This is a genomic window from Vulgatibacter sp. (assembly GCF_041687135.1).
GTDB lineage: Bacteria > Myxococcota > Myxococcia > Myxococcales > Vulgatibacteraceae > JAWLCN01.
The window spans coordinates 253240-269580 of sequence record NZ_JAWLCN010000002.1; the positions used below are offsets into that span (position 1 = coordinate 253240).

At 71.1% G+C, this 16341-nt stretch carries 15 protein-coding genes; 4 read left to right on the plus strand and 11 right to left on the minus strand.

Features of this window, described 5'->3' with window-relative positions:
* Window positions 1-106: 106 nt before the first annotated feature.
* The 9 genes from ACESMR_RS04960 to ACESMR_RS05000 form a co-directional block, all read right to left on the minus strand.
* Window positions 107-808, minus strand: coding sequence for an MXAN_2562 family outer membrane beta-barrel protein (locus ACESMR_RS04960; RefSeq protein ID WP_373045579.1), 702 nt, complete (start codon window positions 806-808; stop codon window positions 107-109).
* A gap of 6 nt (window positions 809-814) precedes the next feature.
* A complete protein-coding gene (locus ACESMR_RS04965) occupies window positions 815-1852 on the minus strand; it encodes a fibronectin type III domain-containing protein (RefSeq protein ID WP_373045580.1) in 1038 nt (345 codons plus the stop codon).
* 188 nt (window positions 1853-2040) lie between these two features.
* The gene (locus ACESMR_RS04970; protein WP_373045581.1) at window positions 2041-3054 is read right to left on the minus strand and encodes an Asd/ArgC dimerization domain-containing protein; all 1014 of its coding nucleotides are present in this window, start codon (window positions 3052-3054) and stop codon (window positions 2041-2043) included.
* Window positions 3055-3196: 142 nt separating this feature from the next.
* Window positions 3197-3376: a YdcH family protein gene (locus ACESMR_RS04975; RefSeq protein WP_373045582.1), complete on the minus strand. Its 180-nt coding sequence runs from the start codon at window positions 3374-3376 to the stop codon at window positions 3197-3199.
* Window positions 3377-3575: 199 nt separating this feature from the next.
* On the minus strand, window positions 3576-4328 hold the full coding sequence (tsaB, locus tag ACESMR_RS04980) for a tRNA (adenosine(37)-N6)-threonylcarbamoyltransferase complex dimerization subunit type 1 TsaB (protein WP_373045584.1): 753 nt from the start codon (window positions 4326-4328) through the stop codon (window positions 3576-3578).
* Between the two features lie 45 nt (window positions 4329-4373).
* Window positions 4374-6014, minus strand: a complete 1641-nt coding sequence (rseP, locus tag ACESMR_RS04985) for an RIP metalloprotease RseP (protein WP_373045585.1) — start codon at window positions 6012-6014, stop codon at window positions 4374-4376.
* Between the two features lie 91 nt (window positions 6015-6105).
* On the minus strand, window positions 6106-7281 hold the full coding sequence (locus tag ACESMR_RS04990) for a 1-deoxy-D-xylulose-5-phosphate reductoisomerase (RefSeq protein WP_373045586.1): 1176 nt from the start codon (window positions 7279-7281) through the stop codon (window positions 6106-6108).
* A gap of 1 nt (window position 7282) precedes the next feature.
* Entirely contained in the window at window positions 7283-8122 is an 840-nt protein-coding gene (locus tag ACESMR_RS04995) for a phosphatidate cytidylyltransferase (RefSeq protein WP_373045588.1), read from the minus strand.
* Window positions 8119-8889, minus strand: a complete 771-nt coding sequence (locus tag ACESMR_RS05000) for an isoprenyl transferase (RefSeq protein WP_373045589.1) — start codon at window positions 8887-8889, stop codon at window positions 8119-8121. Before ACESMR_RS05000 ends, ACESMR_RS04995 begins: the two co-directional genes overlap by 4 nt.
* Window positions 8890-9032: 143 nt before the next feature.
* Here ACESMR_RS05000 and ACESMR_RS05005 point away from each other — a divergent pair, with 143 nt between their 5' ends.
* Entirely contained in the window at window positions 9033-10211 is a 1179-nt protein-coding gene (locus ACESMR_RS05005; protein WP_373045591.1) for a serine/threonine-protein kinase, read from the plus strand.
* Here ACESMR_RS05005 and ACESMR_RS05010 read toward each other — a convergent pair whose 3' ends face one another.
* A complete protein-coding gene (locus tag ACESMR_RS05010) occupies window positions 10212-10505 on the minus strand; it encodes a hypothetical protein (protein ID WP_373045592.1) in 294 nt (97 codons plus the stop codon).
* Between the two features lie 429 nt (window positions 10506-10934).
* Here ACESMR_RS05010 and ACESMR_RS05015 point away from each other — a divergent pair, with 429 nt between their 5' ends.
* The 3 genes from ACESMR_RS05015 to ACESMR_RS05025 are packed head-to-tail and all read left to right on the plus strand — an operon-like array spanning window position 10935 to window position 14912.
* Entirely contained in the window at window positions 10935-11603 is a 669-nt protein-coding gene (locus ACESMR_RS05015) for a hypothetical protein (protein ID WP_373045594.1), read from the plus strand.
* On the plus strand, window positions 11600-12538 hold the full coding sequence (locus tag ACESMR_RS05020) for an ATP-binding protein (RefSeq protein ID WP_373045595.1): 939 nt from the start codon (window positions 11600-11602) through the stop codon (window positions 12536-12538). Before ACESMR_RS05015 ends, ACESMR_RS05020 begins: the two co-directional genes overlap by 4 nt.
* A gap of 34 nt (window positions 12539-12572) precedes the next feature.
* Window positions 12573-14912: a CHASE domain-containing protein gene (locus tag ACESMR_RS05025; RefSeq protein ID WP_373045596.1), complete on the plus strand. Its 2340-nt coding sequence runs from the start codon at window positions 12573-12575 to the stop codon at window positions 14910-14912.
* Here ACESMR_RS05025 and ACESMR_RS05030 read toward each other — a convergent pair.
* On the minus strand, window positions 14909-16111 hold the full coding sequence (locus ACESMR_RS05030) for an aspartate kinase (RefSeq protein WP_373045598.1): 1203 nt from the start codon (window positions 16109-16111) through the stop codon (window positions 14909-14911). The genes ACESMR_RS05025 and ACESMR_RS05030 overlap by 4 nt on opposite strands.
* Between the last annotated feature and the right edge of the window lie 230 nt (window positions 16112-16341).

The window sequence follows — 16341 nt, forward strand, 5'->3', positions numbered from 1 at the left end:
GAACCGCATGCGCAGAAAATCCCGCCTGCCCCGCTGCTCGAACGACGAGCGCCGGGCCGCCACGAAGGCAGACCCGGCGCCGGCAGAGCGAGCGAGCTCGCCCGGTTCAGAAATCGAGGGCGAGGCCGCCGGAGAACATGCCGTCGTCGGAGAGATCGAAGCCGTCGCTGCCGAAGCCGTCGGCCTGCCAGGCGGTCCAATCGACGAAGAGGTAGCTGTTGTTGACGCCGACGTTGCGATCGAAGTCGCGGGCGAGGCGCCTGTCGAAGTAGTCGAGGAGGATCTGCAGGCCGCCGCCATAGGAGAAGCCGGGTCGCGCGCCGCTCTCCCCACCCGTCCACCAGAACCAGGAGCCGACGCCTGCCTTCGCGTAGGGAACGAGGGGCACCGCCCAGTCGAGGGCGAGCTTGTCGAAGCGGTAGGCGGCGTAGGCCTGGAGCGGCACCACGGTGAAGGAGGTGTCGTCCTCGGAGCGCTGCCCCGCCTGCGGCCCCTCGGCGAAGAAGCCCTCGCCGTAGAACTGCACGAAGCCCACGCTCACGCCGATTCCCAGCGTGCCGAAATCCTTGAACGCGTAGCGCTCGAGGCCGAGCTGGGTGAGCAGGCGCTGGCTGTCGTCGAAGACCTGGGCGAAGGGCTCCGCGGCGAGGCCCGCCTCGTCGTCGATCGACGGGTAATAGCCGCCGAACTGGAGGTGGAGCATCCAGTCGCGCGGGCTCTCGGGGCCGCGGTCGCTCTGGGCCGCGGCGCCTGCTGCAGGCGCGAGGAGCGCGAGGAGGGCTGCGAGTCGGAAGAAGTTGGCGTTCATGGAGAGCTACCGCCTGCCGATCCGGCGCCGGGCCAGGAAGTATCCGGAGAGGAGAAGACCGAGTGCAGCGGGCCCCGCGGCGCTGCTGCAGCCGCCGTCCTCGGCGCCGCCTGCGTTCTTGTAGAGGTCGAAGAAATCGTCCACCGCCTGCGGCGTGCCGGTGAGGACGTTGGAGGTCTCCGACGGGTTGCCGCTGTCGTCGACCGCCCGCACCGCCACCTCGTAGGTAACGCCGTTGCGCAGGCCTTCGAGGGAGTAGCTGCGCCGTGCGCCGGAGATGTCGCTCCGGATCGAGGTGTCGGAGGCCGCGCAGAGATCGAAGCTGCCGCCGGTGCCACCCGTGCCTCCGGTACCACCTGTGCCACCGGCTCCACCTGCGCCGCCCGCACCACCTGCGCCACCTGCACCACCTGCACCACCTGCACCACCTGCGCCGCCGGCACCACCGGCTCCACCTGCGCCGCCGGGCGCCACCTGGCCCTGCTCGAGCGCACCGGTGCCGGCGTCCGTAGCCACCCGGTAGCAGATGTCCCAGCTGTCGGGCGAGTCGTCGTCATCCGCCGGATCGAAGTCGAGGTGCAGCCGCTTGTCGCCGGGCGTGACCTCCTCCAACCGCGGCGCGTCCGGCCCGGTGGTGTCGAGATCGAAGCGCGCGCTGTCTTCCACGTCGTCCCGCGACTCGTTGTCCCAGACCGCGCAGACGAAGACCCGCTGATCGGTGGTGAGGCTCTCGCAGGTGCCGCTGGTACCCCCCTCGAGAATGTCCCCGGCGCTCACCGTCACCTGGTAGGTCCCAGCGGTCGCCGACGTCCGGAGGTCTGCGCCGAGCTCCTCGATGTCGCTGCAGCCGGAGTCGGCGGCAACGCCCACCGTCCAGCGGCTGCTGTTCTCGAGACCGGTCACCGGCCGGCCGTTGCTGGTGGCCGCCACCGAGATCCGGACGTTGGCGTCGCAGCGATCGAGGCCGACGCTGGAAGGGCTGAGCGTGACCTCGAGGCTGGTCACGACCGGGGTGAGCTGGGCGCCGGCGAGGCCAGGCGCCACCAGCGTTGCAAGAGCTAGAAACGAGCGAGAAAACCGCATGGGGCGGGACCCTAGCAAGTTTCGGGCCCGGTCGAAAGAATCGAAACAGGCCGTTTTTCCCGGCCAACGGCCGCATCCCGTGACAACCGGGGCAGCAGGGATCGGGCGCCTCGTGCCAATTTGTCAGCGAGCACTGCCGACCGGCCGCCTCAGATCCGGTCCGCCTCCCGGAGCAGCTCCACCACCCGGACCATGGGCACGACCGTGCCCCAGCGGAGGTTGTCGGCGACGCTGAGGAGGGAGAGCCCTGCAGGGGTCTCCCGGATCCGGCCCACGTGCAGCGCCTCGTCCCCCACCGCCAGCGTCGGCATCGGGTAGATGCCCTCCCCCGGCTCGTCGAGGAGCTTCACCGACTCGCTTCCCGCGAGCGCCTCGCGGGCAGCGGCAGCAGCGAGGGGGCGCTCGGTGGCGATGGTCACGAACTGGCTGGTGCCGTAGAAGACCGGCACCAGCGCGCACGTGAGCGAGAGCGGCGGCACCTCGCGGCCGAGGAGCTTGCCCAGCTCCAGGGCGATGCGGCGCTCGCGCGTGGTCTCGCCGCCCGACTCGAAGCCGCCGAGCTGCGGGATGAGGTTGAAGGCGACGCGCTGCGGAAAGATCGCGCGCTCCGGCTCCCTGCCGCTGAGAAGCGAGACGGTCTGCATGGAGAGCTCCTCCATGCCCGGGACGCCGAAGTTGGAGACGGCCTCGAGGGAAACGACCTCGAGGCGCTGGACGCCGGCCTTCGCCTCGAGGGGGAGCAGGACCGCTGCGAGCTGCGCAGCGGAGGCGGAAGCGAGGGCGATCACCGCCCCCTTGATCGCCTCGATCTCCTCCAGCTCCTCGTCGTTGATCCCGGGAAAGATCACCCTCGCGTCGCCGCTGCGACCCGAGGCGTCGATGCGCACCGCGCCCGCCTTCGACGCAGCCTCGAGCATCTCGGCGGGCACCTCGACGTTGGGCGGCACGAAGACCACGTCGACGCCGGCGAAGCTCTCGCGCTTGAGCTCCTCCACCTGGAGGCTCTCGTCCTCGTACTCCACCGTCTCGCCGACCTCCTCCTCCAGTCCGAGGAGACGGATCGAGGCGATCGGCAGCGACCGCTCGTGCAGCACCGGGACGAGTTCCCGGCCCACGATCGTGGTCGGTCCGAGGATGGCGACGGTGAGGGGACGAGCGGACATGGGGACCTCCGGTGCGCGCCGGGGCAGCGCGAAAAGGGCGCGGAACCTAGCAACCGCCGTGCGCGCCGTCGACCGAAACGAATCCGCCCCCTGGCCGTTGGCGCAGGGGGCGGTGGTTGACAAGCTGATCTGTCGTGTCGGCTCAGGCCTGGGCCATCTCCGAGAACTTTCGCAGCTCGTCCTTGGTCTTCAGCTTGGAGAGCTTCAGCCGTTTGACTTCGGCCGCCTCCGCTGGTGTGAGGTAGTGCCTCTTCTCGTAGGAGCGCAGCTGGTTCTCGAAATCTGCGTGTCGCTGCAGCAGAGCGCTGATCTTCGCGCTCACGTCGACGACTCGAGACGGCCTCTGCATGGCACCTCCGTTGTCGACCGGCGGCAAAATCCCGTTGGGGGGAGAGGGGACCCGGGGCAGCTCCGCCGGCGACCGTTTAGCTCGTCTGCCCAAAAGCAATCGTACGGCGGTCGGGTGAGGTGCTGTCAAACCGTGGACGTGCCCCCCAGCGGGCATGCCCCTGGAGGGTGGGTCAGACCCGCTTCTTGGGCTGGGTGAGGCCGAGCTCCGCCTCGCTCGGGCGCAGGTAGTGGGGCTCGAGGGCGAAGACCGCCTCCTTCGCGTAGGGGGCGAGACGGGGCGCTGCGAGCTCCCCCACCTCCGGCGCCGGCGGGGTCTCGGGGAGCCCCGCCACCGGCGGGTGCCGGTTGGCGGCGGTCGCCTCGTCGAAGAGGGTCCGGTAGGCGAAGTAGCCTTCGCCGAGGAGGACCACCGGCCCCTCGAGGGCACGCAGCCGCTCGGCCACCGCAGCAGGCGGCGCCACCACCTCGGCGGGGCCGTCGCCCCCGGGCTCCACGCCCCCGGCAGCAGGCCGGTAGAAGCCCGCGTAGACCTCCTGCTTGCGGGCGTCGAGGAGCGGCACCACCGCCTTCGCGCCGGGCACGAGGCGCGCTGCAGCCAGCGCCATCGCCTCGAGCGAGGAGGCGCCTGCGAGCGGAACGGAGGCGGCCCAGGCCAGCCCCTTCGCGGTGGCCAGCGCGATCCGCAGGCCGGTGAAGGCGCCGGGGCCGAGGCCGACGCAGATCCCGTCGAGGTCGGCGAGCTCGGAGCCCGCCTCGCGGAGCGCGTCGTCCACCAGGATCGGCAGCAGCTTCGAGTGGTTGATCCCCGGCGGCTCCTCCCTGCGGGCGAGGACCTGCGCGGGACCTGCGCCGTCCAGGCGGATCACCGCCAGCGAGAGGGTGAGCGTCGAGGTGTCGAGAGCGAGCAGCGTGCGATCCGCCAAGGCCATTTCCTCGCCGGGAGAGCGACGGCCCCGGCGAGGCGGACCTTAACCCGAGAAGAAGTAGCGGACCACGTCGTTCTTCAAGGCGAAGACCATCAGCGTGAGCAGCATCGCGAGGCCCACGGCGTTGGTGATCTCGCGGGCGCGCAGCGAGAGCGGCTTGCGGCGGACCGCTTCGACGCCGGCCTGCACGATGTGGCCGCCGTCGAGCACCGGCACCGGGAAGAGGTTCACCAGACCGAGGTTGATCGAGATCATCGCCATGGTGTGGAGGAAGACCTCCCAGCCCTGCTCCGCCGCCTGCGTGGTGATGTCGTAGATCTGCAGCGGGCCGCCGACGTTCTTGAAGGCGATCTCGCCGGTCACGATCATCCCGATGCCGAGCGTGATCTTGCGGGCCACCTCCCACGACGACTCGAAGGCCATGGCGAAGGCCTGCAGCGGCCGGAAGGGAACCTCGACCAGCGGCGCCGGCAGCGCGGGCAGGCCGCCGTAGGCACCGAAGGTGTAGACGGTGATCGGCCGATCCCGGAGCTCGTCGTTCTCGGTGCGGGCCTGCTGCGCCACCGTGGCGGTGCGCTTCTCGCCGCCGCTGGTGAAGGCCAGGGTGAAGGGCTGGTCGTTCTTCTCCCGCTGCACCTTCTCCACGTCGTCCCAGCTCACCAGCTTGCTGCCGTCGATGGCCAGGAGCCTGTCGCCCCGGCGCAGCCCCGCCTGCGCCGCAGGGGTGCCAGGGGCGATGCGGGTCACGTAGAGCTCCGCCGACTCGACGCCGAGGGGCTCGCCGGCAGCGGGTTCGACGGTGACGCGGAGCGTCTCGGGGACGGAGAAGTCGATGGGGCCGAAGGGAACGGCGCCATCGCGGAGCGCCACCACCTCGAAGGGCGCGCCTTCCGCAGCCTGCGCCTCGAAGGCGGCGAGCGCCTCCTCCACCGAGCCGACGCTCGCGCCGTCGACGGAGACGATCCGGTCGAGGGAGCGGAGGCCCGCCTCGAAGAGCGCGCCGCCATCCCGCTGCAGGCCGATCACCGGCGCCGCCGGGTTGGGCGCCACGCCGATCTTGCCTACCGTCACCGTCTCGATCGGATCGGACTCGGTGTAGGGGGCCGGGGTGATCGCGAGGCTCTGCCGCTGCCCCGCCCGCTCGATCACCAGCTGGAGCTCGCGCCCCGCTGCGGGATCGACGTGGCGGCGCAGGTCGGTGAAGGCGTAGATCCGCTCCCCCTCCACCTCGACGATGCGATCGCCCGGGCGCAGCCCCGCCTCGGCGGCGGGCATCCCCGGCACCACCTGGCCGACGTGGGGCGCGATCGACTCGCTCTGCAGGGCGAAGACGGCGAAATAGGCGGCGAGCGGGAAGACGAGGTTCATCGCCGGGCCGGCAAAGGCGATCGCCGCCCGCTTCCAGGGCTTCTGCTCGAGGAAGCCGCGGCCCCGGTCCTCGGCGGAGAGATCCTCCGAGGGATCGTCCCCCGCCATCTTCACGTAGCCGCCGAGCGGCAGGAGCGAGAGGCGGTACTCGGTCTCGCCCCGACGGAAGCCGAGGATCTTCGGGCCGAAGCCGAGCGAGAATTTGAGGACCTTGACCCCGAAGAATTTGGCCGTGAGGAAGTGGCCGAGCTCGTGGATGAAGATCAGGCCCCCGAGCAGGACGACGACGGCGAGGATCTGGACGGGAAGGCTCATGCGACCTCCGAGCGGTGGCGGGGGCTACGCATGGACGGCCCGCAGGTGGGATTCGATGCGCCGACGGCTTCGCTCATACCTGTAGAAAACCCTAACGACCGATTCCCTTCCCGGCCAGCCACCGCTCGGCGAGTCGCTTGCCCTCGTCGGACGCGTCGACCGCGTCCTCGACCGAGGAGACCTGCCGAACCTCGTGTTTTTCCAGCGCCTCGGCGATGGCTGCGGCGATCTGCGGGAAGGTGCAGCGGCCGGCGAGAAAAGCGGCCACCGCCGCCTCGTCGGCGCCGGAGGCGACCGCGGGCGCGGTGCCGCCGGCACGGAGCGCCGCGTAGCAGAGCTCGAAGGCCGGGAAGCGCACCGGGTCGGGATCCTCGAAGCGCAGGTTCGCGCGGGCGGAGAGGTCGAGCCGCGGGAGCTCGAGGGGCAGCCGGGCGCCGGGCCAGGAGAGGGCGAAGGCGATGGGGCCGCGCATGTCGGGGGTTCCGAGCTGCGCCACCACCGAGCCGTCGACGTACTCGACCATGGAGTGCACCACCGACTCGGGGTGGACCACGATGGCGATCCGCTCCGGGGGCAGATCGAAGAGCCAGCGGGCCTCGATCACCTCCAGGCCCTTGTTCACCAGGGTGGCGGAGTCGATGGTGATCTTGTCCCCCATCGACCAGTTGGGATGCTTGAGCGCCTGCGCCGGCGTGCAGCTGGCGATCTGCTCCGCGCTCCAGGTCCGGAAGGGCCCGCCGCTCGCGGTGAGCACGAGGCGGTGGACGTCGTCGCGGTGGTGGCCGACGAGGCACTGGAAGATCGCCGAGTGCTCGCTGTCCACCGGGAGGATCGGCGCGCCGGTCTGCCGGGCCTTGCCCATCAGGTATTCGCCGGCGAGGACCATCGACTCCTTGTTGGCGAGGCCCACGGTCTTGCCTGCGTCCACCGCCGCTGCGGTGGGGCGCATCCCGGCGCTGCCGGCGATCGCTGCGAGGACGTAGTCGATCTCGGAGAGCGAAGCGACCGCGCAGCAGCCCGCCTCGCCCACCAGGATCTCGGGGCAGTCGGCCCCGAGGGCGTCGGCGACCGCACGGGCGGTGGCGTCGTCGGCGACGGCGACCACCCGCGGGCGGAAGGCGCGGATCTGCTCCACCAGCAGCCCCGCCTGCCTGCCCGCTGCGAGCGCGACCACCTCGAAGCGCTCGGGGAAACGCCCGATCACGTCGAGGGCGCTGGTGCCGATGGAACCGGTGGAACCGAGGAGGGTCAGCTTGCGGCGGCTCATCTCACACCAGTCCGTGGACCATGAAGGCGTAGGCGTAGACCCAGGGCGCGTTGAAGAGCAGCGCGTCGACGCGGTCGTAGAGGCCACCGTGCCCCGGCATGATCTTCCCCGAATCCTTCACGCCGTGGGCGCGCTTGAGCATCGACTCCGACAGATCGCCCACCGGGCCGAGAAGGCCGGCAACGCCGCCGAGGACGAGGCAGTCCACCGGCGTGAACGCCGGCCACAACAACCAGCGGATGGCGAAACAGCCCAGGATCGACGCAGCCATCCCGCCGGCGAATCCCTCCCACGTCTTGGCCGGGGAGACCATCGGGTAGAGCTTGTGCCTGCCGAGGAAGCGGCCGGCGAAGTAGGCGCCCGTATCGTTGCCCCAGGTGACCACCAGCGCCACGAGGATCCAGGCGAGAGCGGCGGTGCCGGGGAAGGAGCGCATCGCCACGATGGCGGCGAGGCAGAGGCCGGCGTAGGTCGGCGCCATCGCCGCGAAGGCGGCGAGGGGTGCGGCCTTCTTGAGGTCGCGCTCCGGCGGCAGCAGGGTGAGGAGCGCCAGGGTGAGGAGCGGCGCGAGCGCCACCACCCCGAGCGCCCCGGGCCAGCGGCTCTGCAGATCGCCCGCGAACCAAGCGAACGAGGCGGCAGCTGCCATGGAGACGAGGGCGGCGGGGTGGCCGAGGCGCAGGCCGGCGATGCCGAGGATCTCGCTCGCCACGATGGCGGAGGCGATGGCCACCAGAGCGATGGTGGCGACGCCGCCCAGCCAGAGGAGCCAGAGCACCAGCGGCAGCAGCACCACCGCGGAGGCGATCCGCAGGAAGAGGTTGCGGTTCTTGTCGTTCATCGGCGGCCCTTCCCGCGCAGTTGGGCGGAGGTCTTGCCGAAGCGACGCTCCCTGCCGCGGTACTCGAGGAGCGCCTCGAGGAAGGCCTCTTCGCGGAAATCGGGCCAGAGATGGTCGCTGACGACGATCTCGGCGTAGGCGATTTGCCAGAGGAGGAAGTTGGAGACGCGCATCTCGCCGCTGGTGCGGATGCAGAGGTCGAGTTCGGGCAGGCCCGCGGTCCAGAGCCGGGAGGCCACCGCCTTCTCGTCGATCTTGTCGGGCTTGATCCGCCCTGCCACCGCGTCGGCGGCGAGCTCCTTTGCGGCGCGGACGATCTCCTCGCGGCCGCCGTAGCTCAAGGCCAGGGAGAGCACCATCCCGTCGCAGCGGGCGGTGGCGGACTTCGCCTCCTCGATGGCGTCGCGCACCGGCCCTGGAAGCCGCTGGATCTCGCCGATGGTGCTGAAGCGGATCCCGTTCTCCACCATGGTCCGCCGCTCGGAGACCAGGTATTCGCGCAGCAGCTCCATCAGCCCGGTCACCTCCGAGGGCGGACGAAGCCAGTTCTGGGAGGAGAAGGCGTAGAGCGTCAGCGCCTGCACGCCGACTTCGCGGGCGAGGGTCGTCACCGCGCGGACCGAGGCAGAGCCCTCGCGGTGCCCCTCGAGGCGAGGCTTTCCACGCAGCTCGGCCCAGCGGCCGTTGCCGTCCATGATGATGCCCACGTGGGCGGGCACCGGGCCGGAAGCCACGAGGCCGCGAAGCTCTTCTTCTCTTTCGGTCACGCGGCGCGGCAAGCTAGCGAGCAGCCCCCGCCCGGTCAACCGCGCTCTGCCGCGGCCGGGTCGTTCACCCGCTGCGACCGTTTCGCTCACTTCTGAACGCTCTCTTTGACGCCCCACACGCAGCGCGCGTAGACTTCCCTACCGTGCCTCCCCACGTCGTCGGTCCCTACCGCATCGAAAACACGCTAGGCAGAGGCGGCATCGGCACGGTCTTCCGGGCGCGCGACGTGCGCACCAACGAGGACGTGGCCCTCAAGCTCCTCTCCTCCGGTCCCGCCCTCGATCCAATCGCCGCCCGCCGGATGGTGCGCGAGTTCGAGGCGCTGGCGGAGCTCGCCCATCCCAACGTGGTCCGGGTCTTCGACGCCGGCGTCTTCCAGGGCTACCCCTATCTCGTGATGGAGCTGGTCGAGGGGCTCGATCTCCGCAGCTACCTCTCGATCGATCTCCGGGAGCCGCGGCCCTCGCTCTTCACCCGCGACGACCCCTCGGCGGTGGCCTGGGATCAGCAGATCGACGAGCCCGCGCCAAGGCCGTCCGGCGGCAAGCTCTTCACCCTCGACGAGATGCTCGGCGAGCCGGATACCGGCACCTTCGCCCTCGAATACCCCCGGGGCAAACAGGCGCTGGAGACCTGGGCCCGCGAGAAGGAGGAGCCGGATACCGACGACTCCTGGAGCGAGAGCCGCAGCTGGAGCGGCGACGAGCGGGGCGGCCAGGCCGACTGGGTCCTCGAGGGGATCCCGGTCTTCGAGGACGTCGAGGAGCCGGCGCGGCAGCTCGACCAGGCGACGCCGCTCACCCGTGCCCTCAACCGGCCCGAGCGCGTGGCGCGGCTCAAGGATGCGGTGGTGCAGATCTGCGAGGCGTTGGGCTACATCCACAGCCACGGCCTCGTGCACCGCGATCTCAAGCCCGGCAACATCCTCGTCGACGACGATCGGCGGGTGCGGCTGATGGACTTCGGCCTCGCCAAATTCCTCGCCGAGGACAACACCGTCACCGCCACCGGCAAGGTGGTGGGCACCTACCGCTACATGGCGCCGGAGCAGGCGCTGGGCGAGCCGGTGGACGGCAGGAGCGATCTCTACGCGCTGGGCGTGGTGATCTACGAGCTCCTGGCTGGCAGGCCGCCCTTCGACGGCCGCACGCCGCTCGAGCTCTGGCAGCAGCTCCTCGATCGGGAGCCGGCCTCGCTCTTCGCGATCAACCCGCACGTCGACGAGGATCTCGCGCGGCTCGCCCACAAGCTGCTGCGCAAGGATCCCGACGAGCGCTACCAGACCGCGGAGGAGATCGTCGATCTCCTCCTTGCCGGCTGATCAGAAGGCGCCGCCGAGGGAGAAGCGCGCGGTGGGCAGCACGCCGCTGTAGCCGCGGAGCTTCGTCTTCTCCACGCCCGCCTCCTCCCACTCGAAGGTGAGCTCGCGCTTGTTGTAGTCGGCGCCGGCGCCGATGGAGATCTGGAAGACGTCGCCGATGATCGCGGTGTAGCCGAGCTGCCCACCCACCGCCCAACCCGGCGACTCGGCGACGATTCCCTGGAAGGTGCCGCGGATCTGGTGCCACTCGAAGCCTGGCGAGATCCAGAAGCCCTCGGGCGCCGCGCCGGCCATGAAGAGGCGTGCGCCGGCGCCGGCGCCGAGCGAACGGAGTTCACGCCCTCCCAGCCGAGCAACTCGCCGAAGAAGCCGAGGTCGGCGAAGTTGTAGGACCAGTAGGTCGGCGCGACGAAGAGGGAGATGCCGTCGCCGAAGGCCCGCTCGTATTCGAGGCGCCAGATCCCGAGCGCGAGCGCCGAGGCGCTCAAGGAGATCGTGTTGCGCGGCGGCTCCGCAGGCGTTGTAGCCGTTGCAGGCGCCTGGGCGGCGGCGGTGCCTGCTGTGGCAGAAAGGACGAGGACGGCGACGAGGCGGCGCAGGTGCATGGTGTCTCCCCCGGGTTGCGCGTGGCGCGCAGCATGCCCGATGACGGCGCCGGCCCGCCAGCCATTCACCGCCGCGATGGGATTCCGACCGGGCCGCCGAAGTGTTAGTGGGAGGGCCGTGAGCTCCGCAGCCGACAACGCCCGCTACATCGAGACGGTGCAGTCCCTCTACCTGCAGCTGCGGGGCGGCGGGCTGGTCCTCGCGCCGATCGATACCGACCGGATCCGGTCCTGGCGCGACGGCGGCGTCCCCCTCGACCTGGCCCTGCAGGGCGTCCGCGCCGCCCACAAGGCCTGGGCCAGCGGTGGCAGCAGGATGCGCCCCTTCGCGCTGCGCAGCGCCGAGCGCTACGTGGCGGAGCTCGCCGCGGGCTGGGAGCGGAAGGGCGGCGCCCACGCCGCTGCGCCGCAGCAGGCAGCGCCGCCGCGGGCGCGGGCGGCAGGCGGTCCCCTGCCCCGCTGCATCGCCGGCATCGAGGCCCGCCTGCACGGCGGCGGCCCCGCAGCACGGGCAGCCTACGCCGCCGCACTCGCCATCCTCGCGCCGCGGGCCGCTGCGACCGCGGGCCTCGATGCCGTCCTCCACGCAGCCGACGAGGCGCAGGCGCTCGCCTATCTGCACGCCCTCCCGCGCCCCGCGCAGCGCGCCGTCGCCACCGCCTGCCGCGCCGAGGCGGGAGCGAGAGCGGGCGTGCCTCGGCGCAGCTATCGTGCGATGCTCCGCGCCCTTCTCTGCGACGCCGCCCGCGCACACGGCAACCTCCTTCGTCCCTCCGACCTGACATGAGCGAGAGCAACGACTTCAAGAACATGAAGGCGCCGATCGGCGACCTGATCCGCCAGGTCGAGCAGCAGCTTGCCTCCCGGGGTGGACCGGTGCCGGAGCGCTCCCGCGAGGGTGGCTGCAGCCGCTGCGGCGGCAGGGGCTTCGTCCTCGGACGAGAGGGCAGCGCCGCCGTGGCGCAGCTCTGCGGCTGCGACGTGCGCTGCGCCGCCTGCGGCGGCAAGGGCTTCCTCCTCGAGATGCGGGGGGGCTACCAATTCCACAGCCGGTGCGAGTGCCAGACCCTCGCCCAGCGGGTCGCCGCCTACAACGCCGCGCAGATCCCCGCCCGTTTCTCCGACAAGGGCTTCGAGCGCTACTACGTCGAGGGGAGCTCCGGCGAGCCGGTGCGCGAGCTGATGAAGGCCAAGCGGGATCTGATGCAATTTGCCGATACCGCCAGGCCCGGCCACACCACGCTGGGGATCGGTCTCCTCGGGGGACCCGGCAGGGGAAAGACCCACCTCCTCGCAGCGACCCTCTCCCGGCTCACCCTCGGCCGGGGGGTTCAGTGCCGCTACATCGAGATCTCCTTTCTCTTCGCCGACCTCAAGGCAGCGATCTCCGACCCCCGGGCCCGGGCCACCGTGGACAAGATCGAGGAGCTGGCAGCGGTGGACGTCCTCGCCATCGACGAGCTTGGGAAGGGTCGGGGCAGTACCTTCGAGGAGGAGGTTCTCGACGAGCTGATCGGCCGGCGGTACAACAACGGCAGGCTCACCCTCTTCGCGACCAACTACCCCCGCGAGGAGCAGGAGCCCACCCGGGACGGAAAGCAGGAGCTCTGGCACCAATCGCTCCGCACCCGCGTCGGGGAGCGGGTCTACTCCCGCCTCCACGAGATGGTGGCCTTCATCGAGTTCTCGCGCGCGACGCCGGACCGCCGGATCCCAGGCTGAGTCGAGCGCCGGTACGAACCGGGGTTTCGAGGGAATGCGGCACGTGGCGGAGCAGCGCAGCAGCGGCACCGGTGGTCGACGGGGAAGATGGCTGGCGGCAGCCGTGCTCGTGGTGGGGCTCCTGCTCAGCGCCGTGGCCACGCGCTACGTGCAGCGCAACGTCGAGCAGGCGGCGCAGGTCCGGCTCACCTACCAGGCGGACGAGGCGGTGCAGCTCCTCGCCAAGCGGATGGAGGCCTACGTGGCGACCATCCGCAGCGCCGCGGCGCTCTTCGCCGCGAGCGAGACGGTGACCCGCGGCGAGTTCCGGCACTTCGTCGATGCCCTCGACCTCCGCACCACCTATCCCGGCATCCAGGGGCTCGGCTTCACCCGCGTGGTGAGAGGGCCGCGGGGCGCCGATCCGCGGCTCGAGGGCTATCTCGTCCACGAGCCGCCCAGCCACTCCGCGATCGTGATGATCGAGCCCATCGGCCCGCGGAACCTGCAGGCCCTGGGCTACGACATGTTCGCCGAGCCGACGCGGCGCGCGGCGATGGAGCGCGCCCGGGACAGTGGCCAGCCCGCGGCGAGCGGCAGGGTCGAGCTGGTGCAGGAGATCACGCCGGAGCGGCAGGCGGGCTTCCTGATCTACGTGCCCGTCTACGAGACCCGGCAGCTTCCGCCCACGGTGGAAGGCAGGCGGGCGGCGCTGATCGGTTGGGTCTACAGCCCCTTCCGTACCGGCGACCTCCTCCGCGGCGTCTACGGTCCCTCCCTCGACTTCGAGATCTCCATCTACGGGGGGAGCGACGTCGACGACGGCAGGCTCCTCTACGCTTCCGCCGACGCTGCGCTGCTCGAGACGGACGCGGTGGCGGTGCGGCAGCTGCAGGTCGCGGGCGAGACCTGGACCATCGTGCTCGGCAGGGCCGGCGGGCTGGTGCGCGGCAGCGAGGCGCTCCTGCCGCCCCTCGTCCTCGTGGCGTCGGCGCTGGTGACCCTCCTCCTCTTCGGGATCACCTGGAGCCTCGTCCAGGGACGGGAGGCGGCGGAGGAAGCCTCGGCGCGGCTCCTCGCCAGCGAAGCGGAGCGAAGCCGCCTCCTCGATGCGGAGCGGGTCGCCCGCGTGGAGACGGAGCAGGCCCGCCAGCGGGCCGCCTTCCTGGCGGACGCCAGCGCGCTCCTCGCCTCGAGCCTCTCCGCGCCCGACATGCTCGAGAAGCTCGCCCGGCGGGCGGTCCCCTTCCTCGGCGACGGCTGCGCCATCGACCTCGAGAACGAGCAAGGCGAGCTGACACGCGAGGTGGTGGTCTACCGGGATCCCGCCCTCGAGGAGTGGATCCGCGAGGCCTACCGGGGGGAGGCGCTGACGGCGACCTTCGCGCCGATCATCCACGGGGTCGCGGCGACCGGCAAGCCGGCCATTCTCGCCGAGGTACCCGACACCGTCCCGGCACGGTTGCCGCCGCAGTTGCGGGAGATGGGCAGGAAGCTCCTCGGCTCCTTCGTGGTCGTGCCCCTCACCTCGCGCGAGGGGATCCTCGGCACCATCTCCTTCTCCGCGGAGCAGCCGGGCCGCTTCGGTCCTGCCGAGCAGGAGCTCGCGATCGATCTGGGCAGGCGCGTGGCGCTCGCCATCGACAACACCCGTCTCTTCGCCAACGCGCAGGAGGCGATCCGCGTCCGCGACGACTTCCTCTCGATCGCCTCCCACGAGCTCCGCACGCCGCTCACCGCGCTGCAGGCGCATCTGCAGGGCCTGCTGCGCTCGCTGCAGCGCGAGCTGCCGCCGCCCGCCACTGTCGAGACGAAGATCGAGACGGCACTGCGACAGACCCGGCGTCTCGGCAAGCTGGTGAACGAGCTGCTCGACGTCTCCCGGATCACCGCGGGCAAGCTCCACCTCGAGCGCGAACCCTTCGATCTGGCGGAGCTGGCGACCGAGCTCGCGGAGCGGTTCCGCGAGGAGGCGCAGCGCGCGGGCTCGGAGCTGGTGGTGCGGGCGGAGCACGGCGCCACCGGCAGGTGGGATCGGAACCGGATCGAGCAGGTGCTCACCAACCTGCTCTCCAACGCGATCAAATACGGGGCCGGTGAACCGGTGGAGCTCGACGTGAAGAACACCGGTGCCACGGTCTGCGTCAGCGTCTACGACCGCGGCATCGGCATCTCGCCCGAGGCGCAGCTGCGGATCTTCGGCCGCTTCGAGCGGGCCTCGTCCGAGCGCCACTACGGTGGGCTCGGCCTCGGCCTCTACATCACCCGGGAGATCGTGGCGGCCCACGGCGGCCAGATCCTGGTCAAGAGCGCGCCCGGCGAGGGCGCCCGCTTCCTCGTGGTCCTGCCCCGGGAGGCGCCCGATCGGCACGACGCCGAGGCGTCGCCTGCTTAGACCGTGATCAGCTCCGCGTGGAGGCGGCGGACCGCCTCCGCGAGGTGCCGCTCCTCGACGAGCACGCTGATCCGGAAGCTCGAGGTCGAGAGGGCGAGGACCTCGATCTGCGCAGCGGCGAGGGCCGCCAGGGCACGCCGGACGTTTGCGAACGTGGCGTTGATCCCCGAGCCGATCGCCGAGACCGCGCCGATCCCCTCGCGCACCTGCACCTCGCCGCCGAAACGCACGGCCAGGTCCTGCTTCAACGCGCCGAAGTCGTGGAGGTTCTCGAGAGAGAGGAGCAGCGAGGTGGCGCCGGTCCCGGCGCTGGAGGCCCGCTCGAAGAGGAGCTGCTTGCCCCCTGCAGCCCTGGCGTCGAGGTGCTCGAGCAGCTCGGCGAGGGCGGTGCTGCTCTCCGGCTTCGCGTCGAGGAGCGCCAGCTCCTTCTCGGAGGTGACGCCGACCACGCGGCCCGGCGCCCCCGGGGCGAGCTTGCGGACCACCGTCTCGCCGCTGCCCCCGAAGGTGGAGCGGGCGAAGATGGCGATCCCCTTGTCCTTGGCGAATTCCACCGCCTGCGCGTTCAGGACCTTCGCGCCGGCCTCCGCCAGCTCCTGCATCTCCTCGTAGGAGACCTCCGAGAGCCGCCTGCTCTCCGGGACCACCCGCGGGTCGGCGCTGTAGACGCCCTCCACGTCGCTGTAGATCTCGCAGGCCTCGGCGCCGAGCGCCGCAGCGAGGGCCACCGCGGTGGTGTCGGAGCCCCCGCGTCCCAGGGTGGTGACCTCCTTCTTGTAGGAGACGCCCTGGTAGCCGGCGACGATCACCACCTTGCCGCGCTCGAGCTCGTCCTGCACGCGGTAGGGGCGCACCTCGACGATCCGGGCGTTGGCGTGGCTGTCGTTGGTGATGATCCCCGACTGGGATCCGGTGAAGCTCACCGCCGGGACGTTGCGGGCGTTCAGGGCCATCGAGAGGAGGGCCATCGAGATCCGCTCGCCTGCGGTGAGGAGCATGTCGAGCTCGCGCCGCGCGGGGCTCTCGCAGACCTGCCGCGCCAGGGCCAACAGCTCGTCGGTGGTGTCGCCCATCGCCGAGACCACCACCACCACCTGCTTGCCGGCGGCCTGGGTGGCGGCGACGCGATCGGCCACCTTCCGGATCTTCTCGACGTCGGCGACCGACGAACCGCCGTATTTCTGCACCACGATGGACAAGGCGAACCTCCGCTTCCCACCCTCCTTCCTACGGAAGGTCGAGGCAAAGCAACAAGAGCGGTGAGGCCGGGCCCTGCCCTTCCCCTGCCGGGCGGGCTAGCCGTTGACAGCTTCCGCTCCTGCCTTAGGTTGCCCGCCCCCGCCGGCGCTTTCCGCGCAAAACCCAGTGTTTTGGGCGTTTCTCCGGTGGGAATGGCCCGACGGGCGCTCGTGTTGCGAAGCCCGTCGAT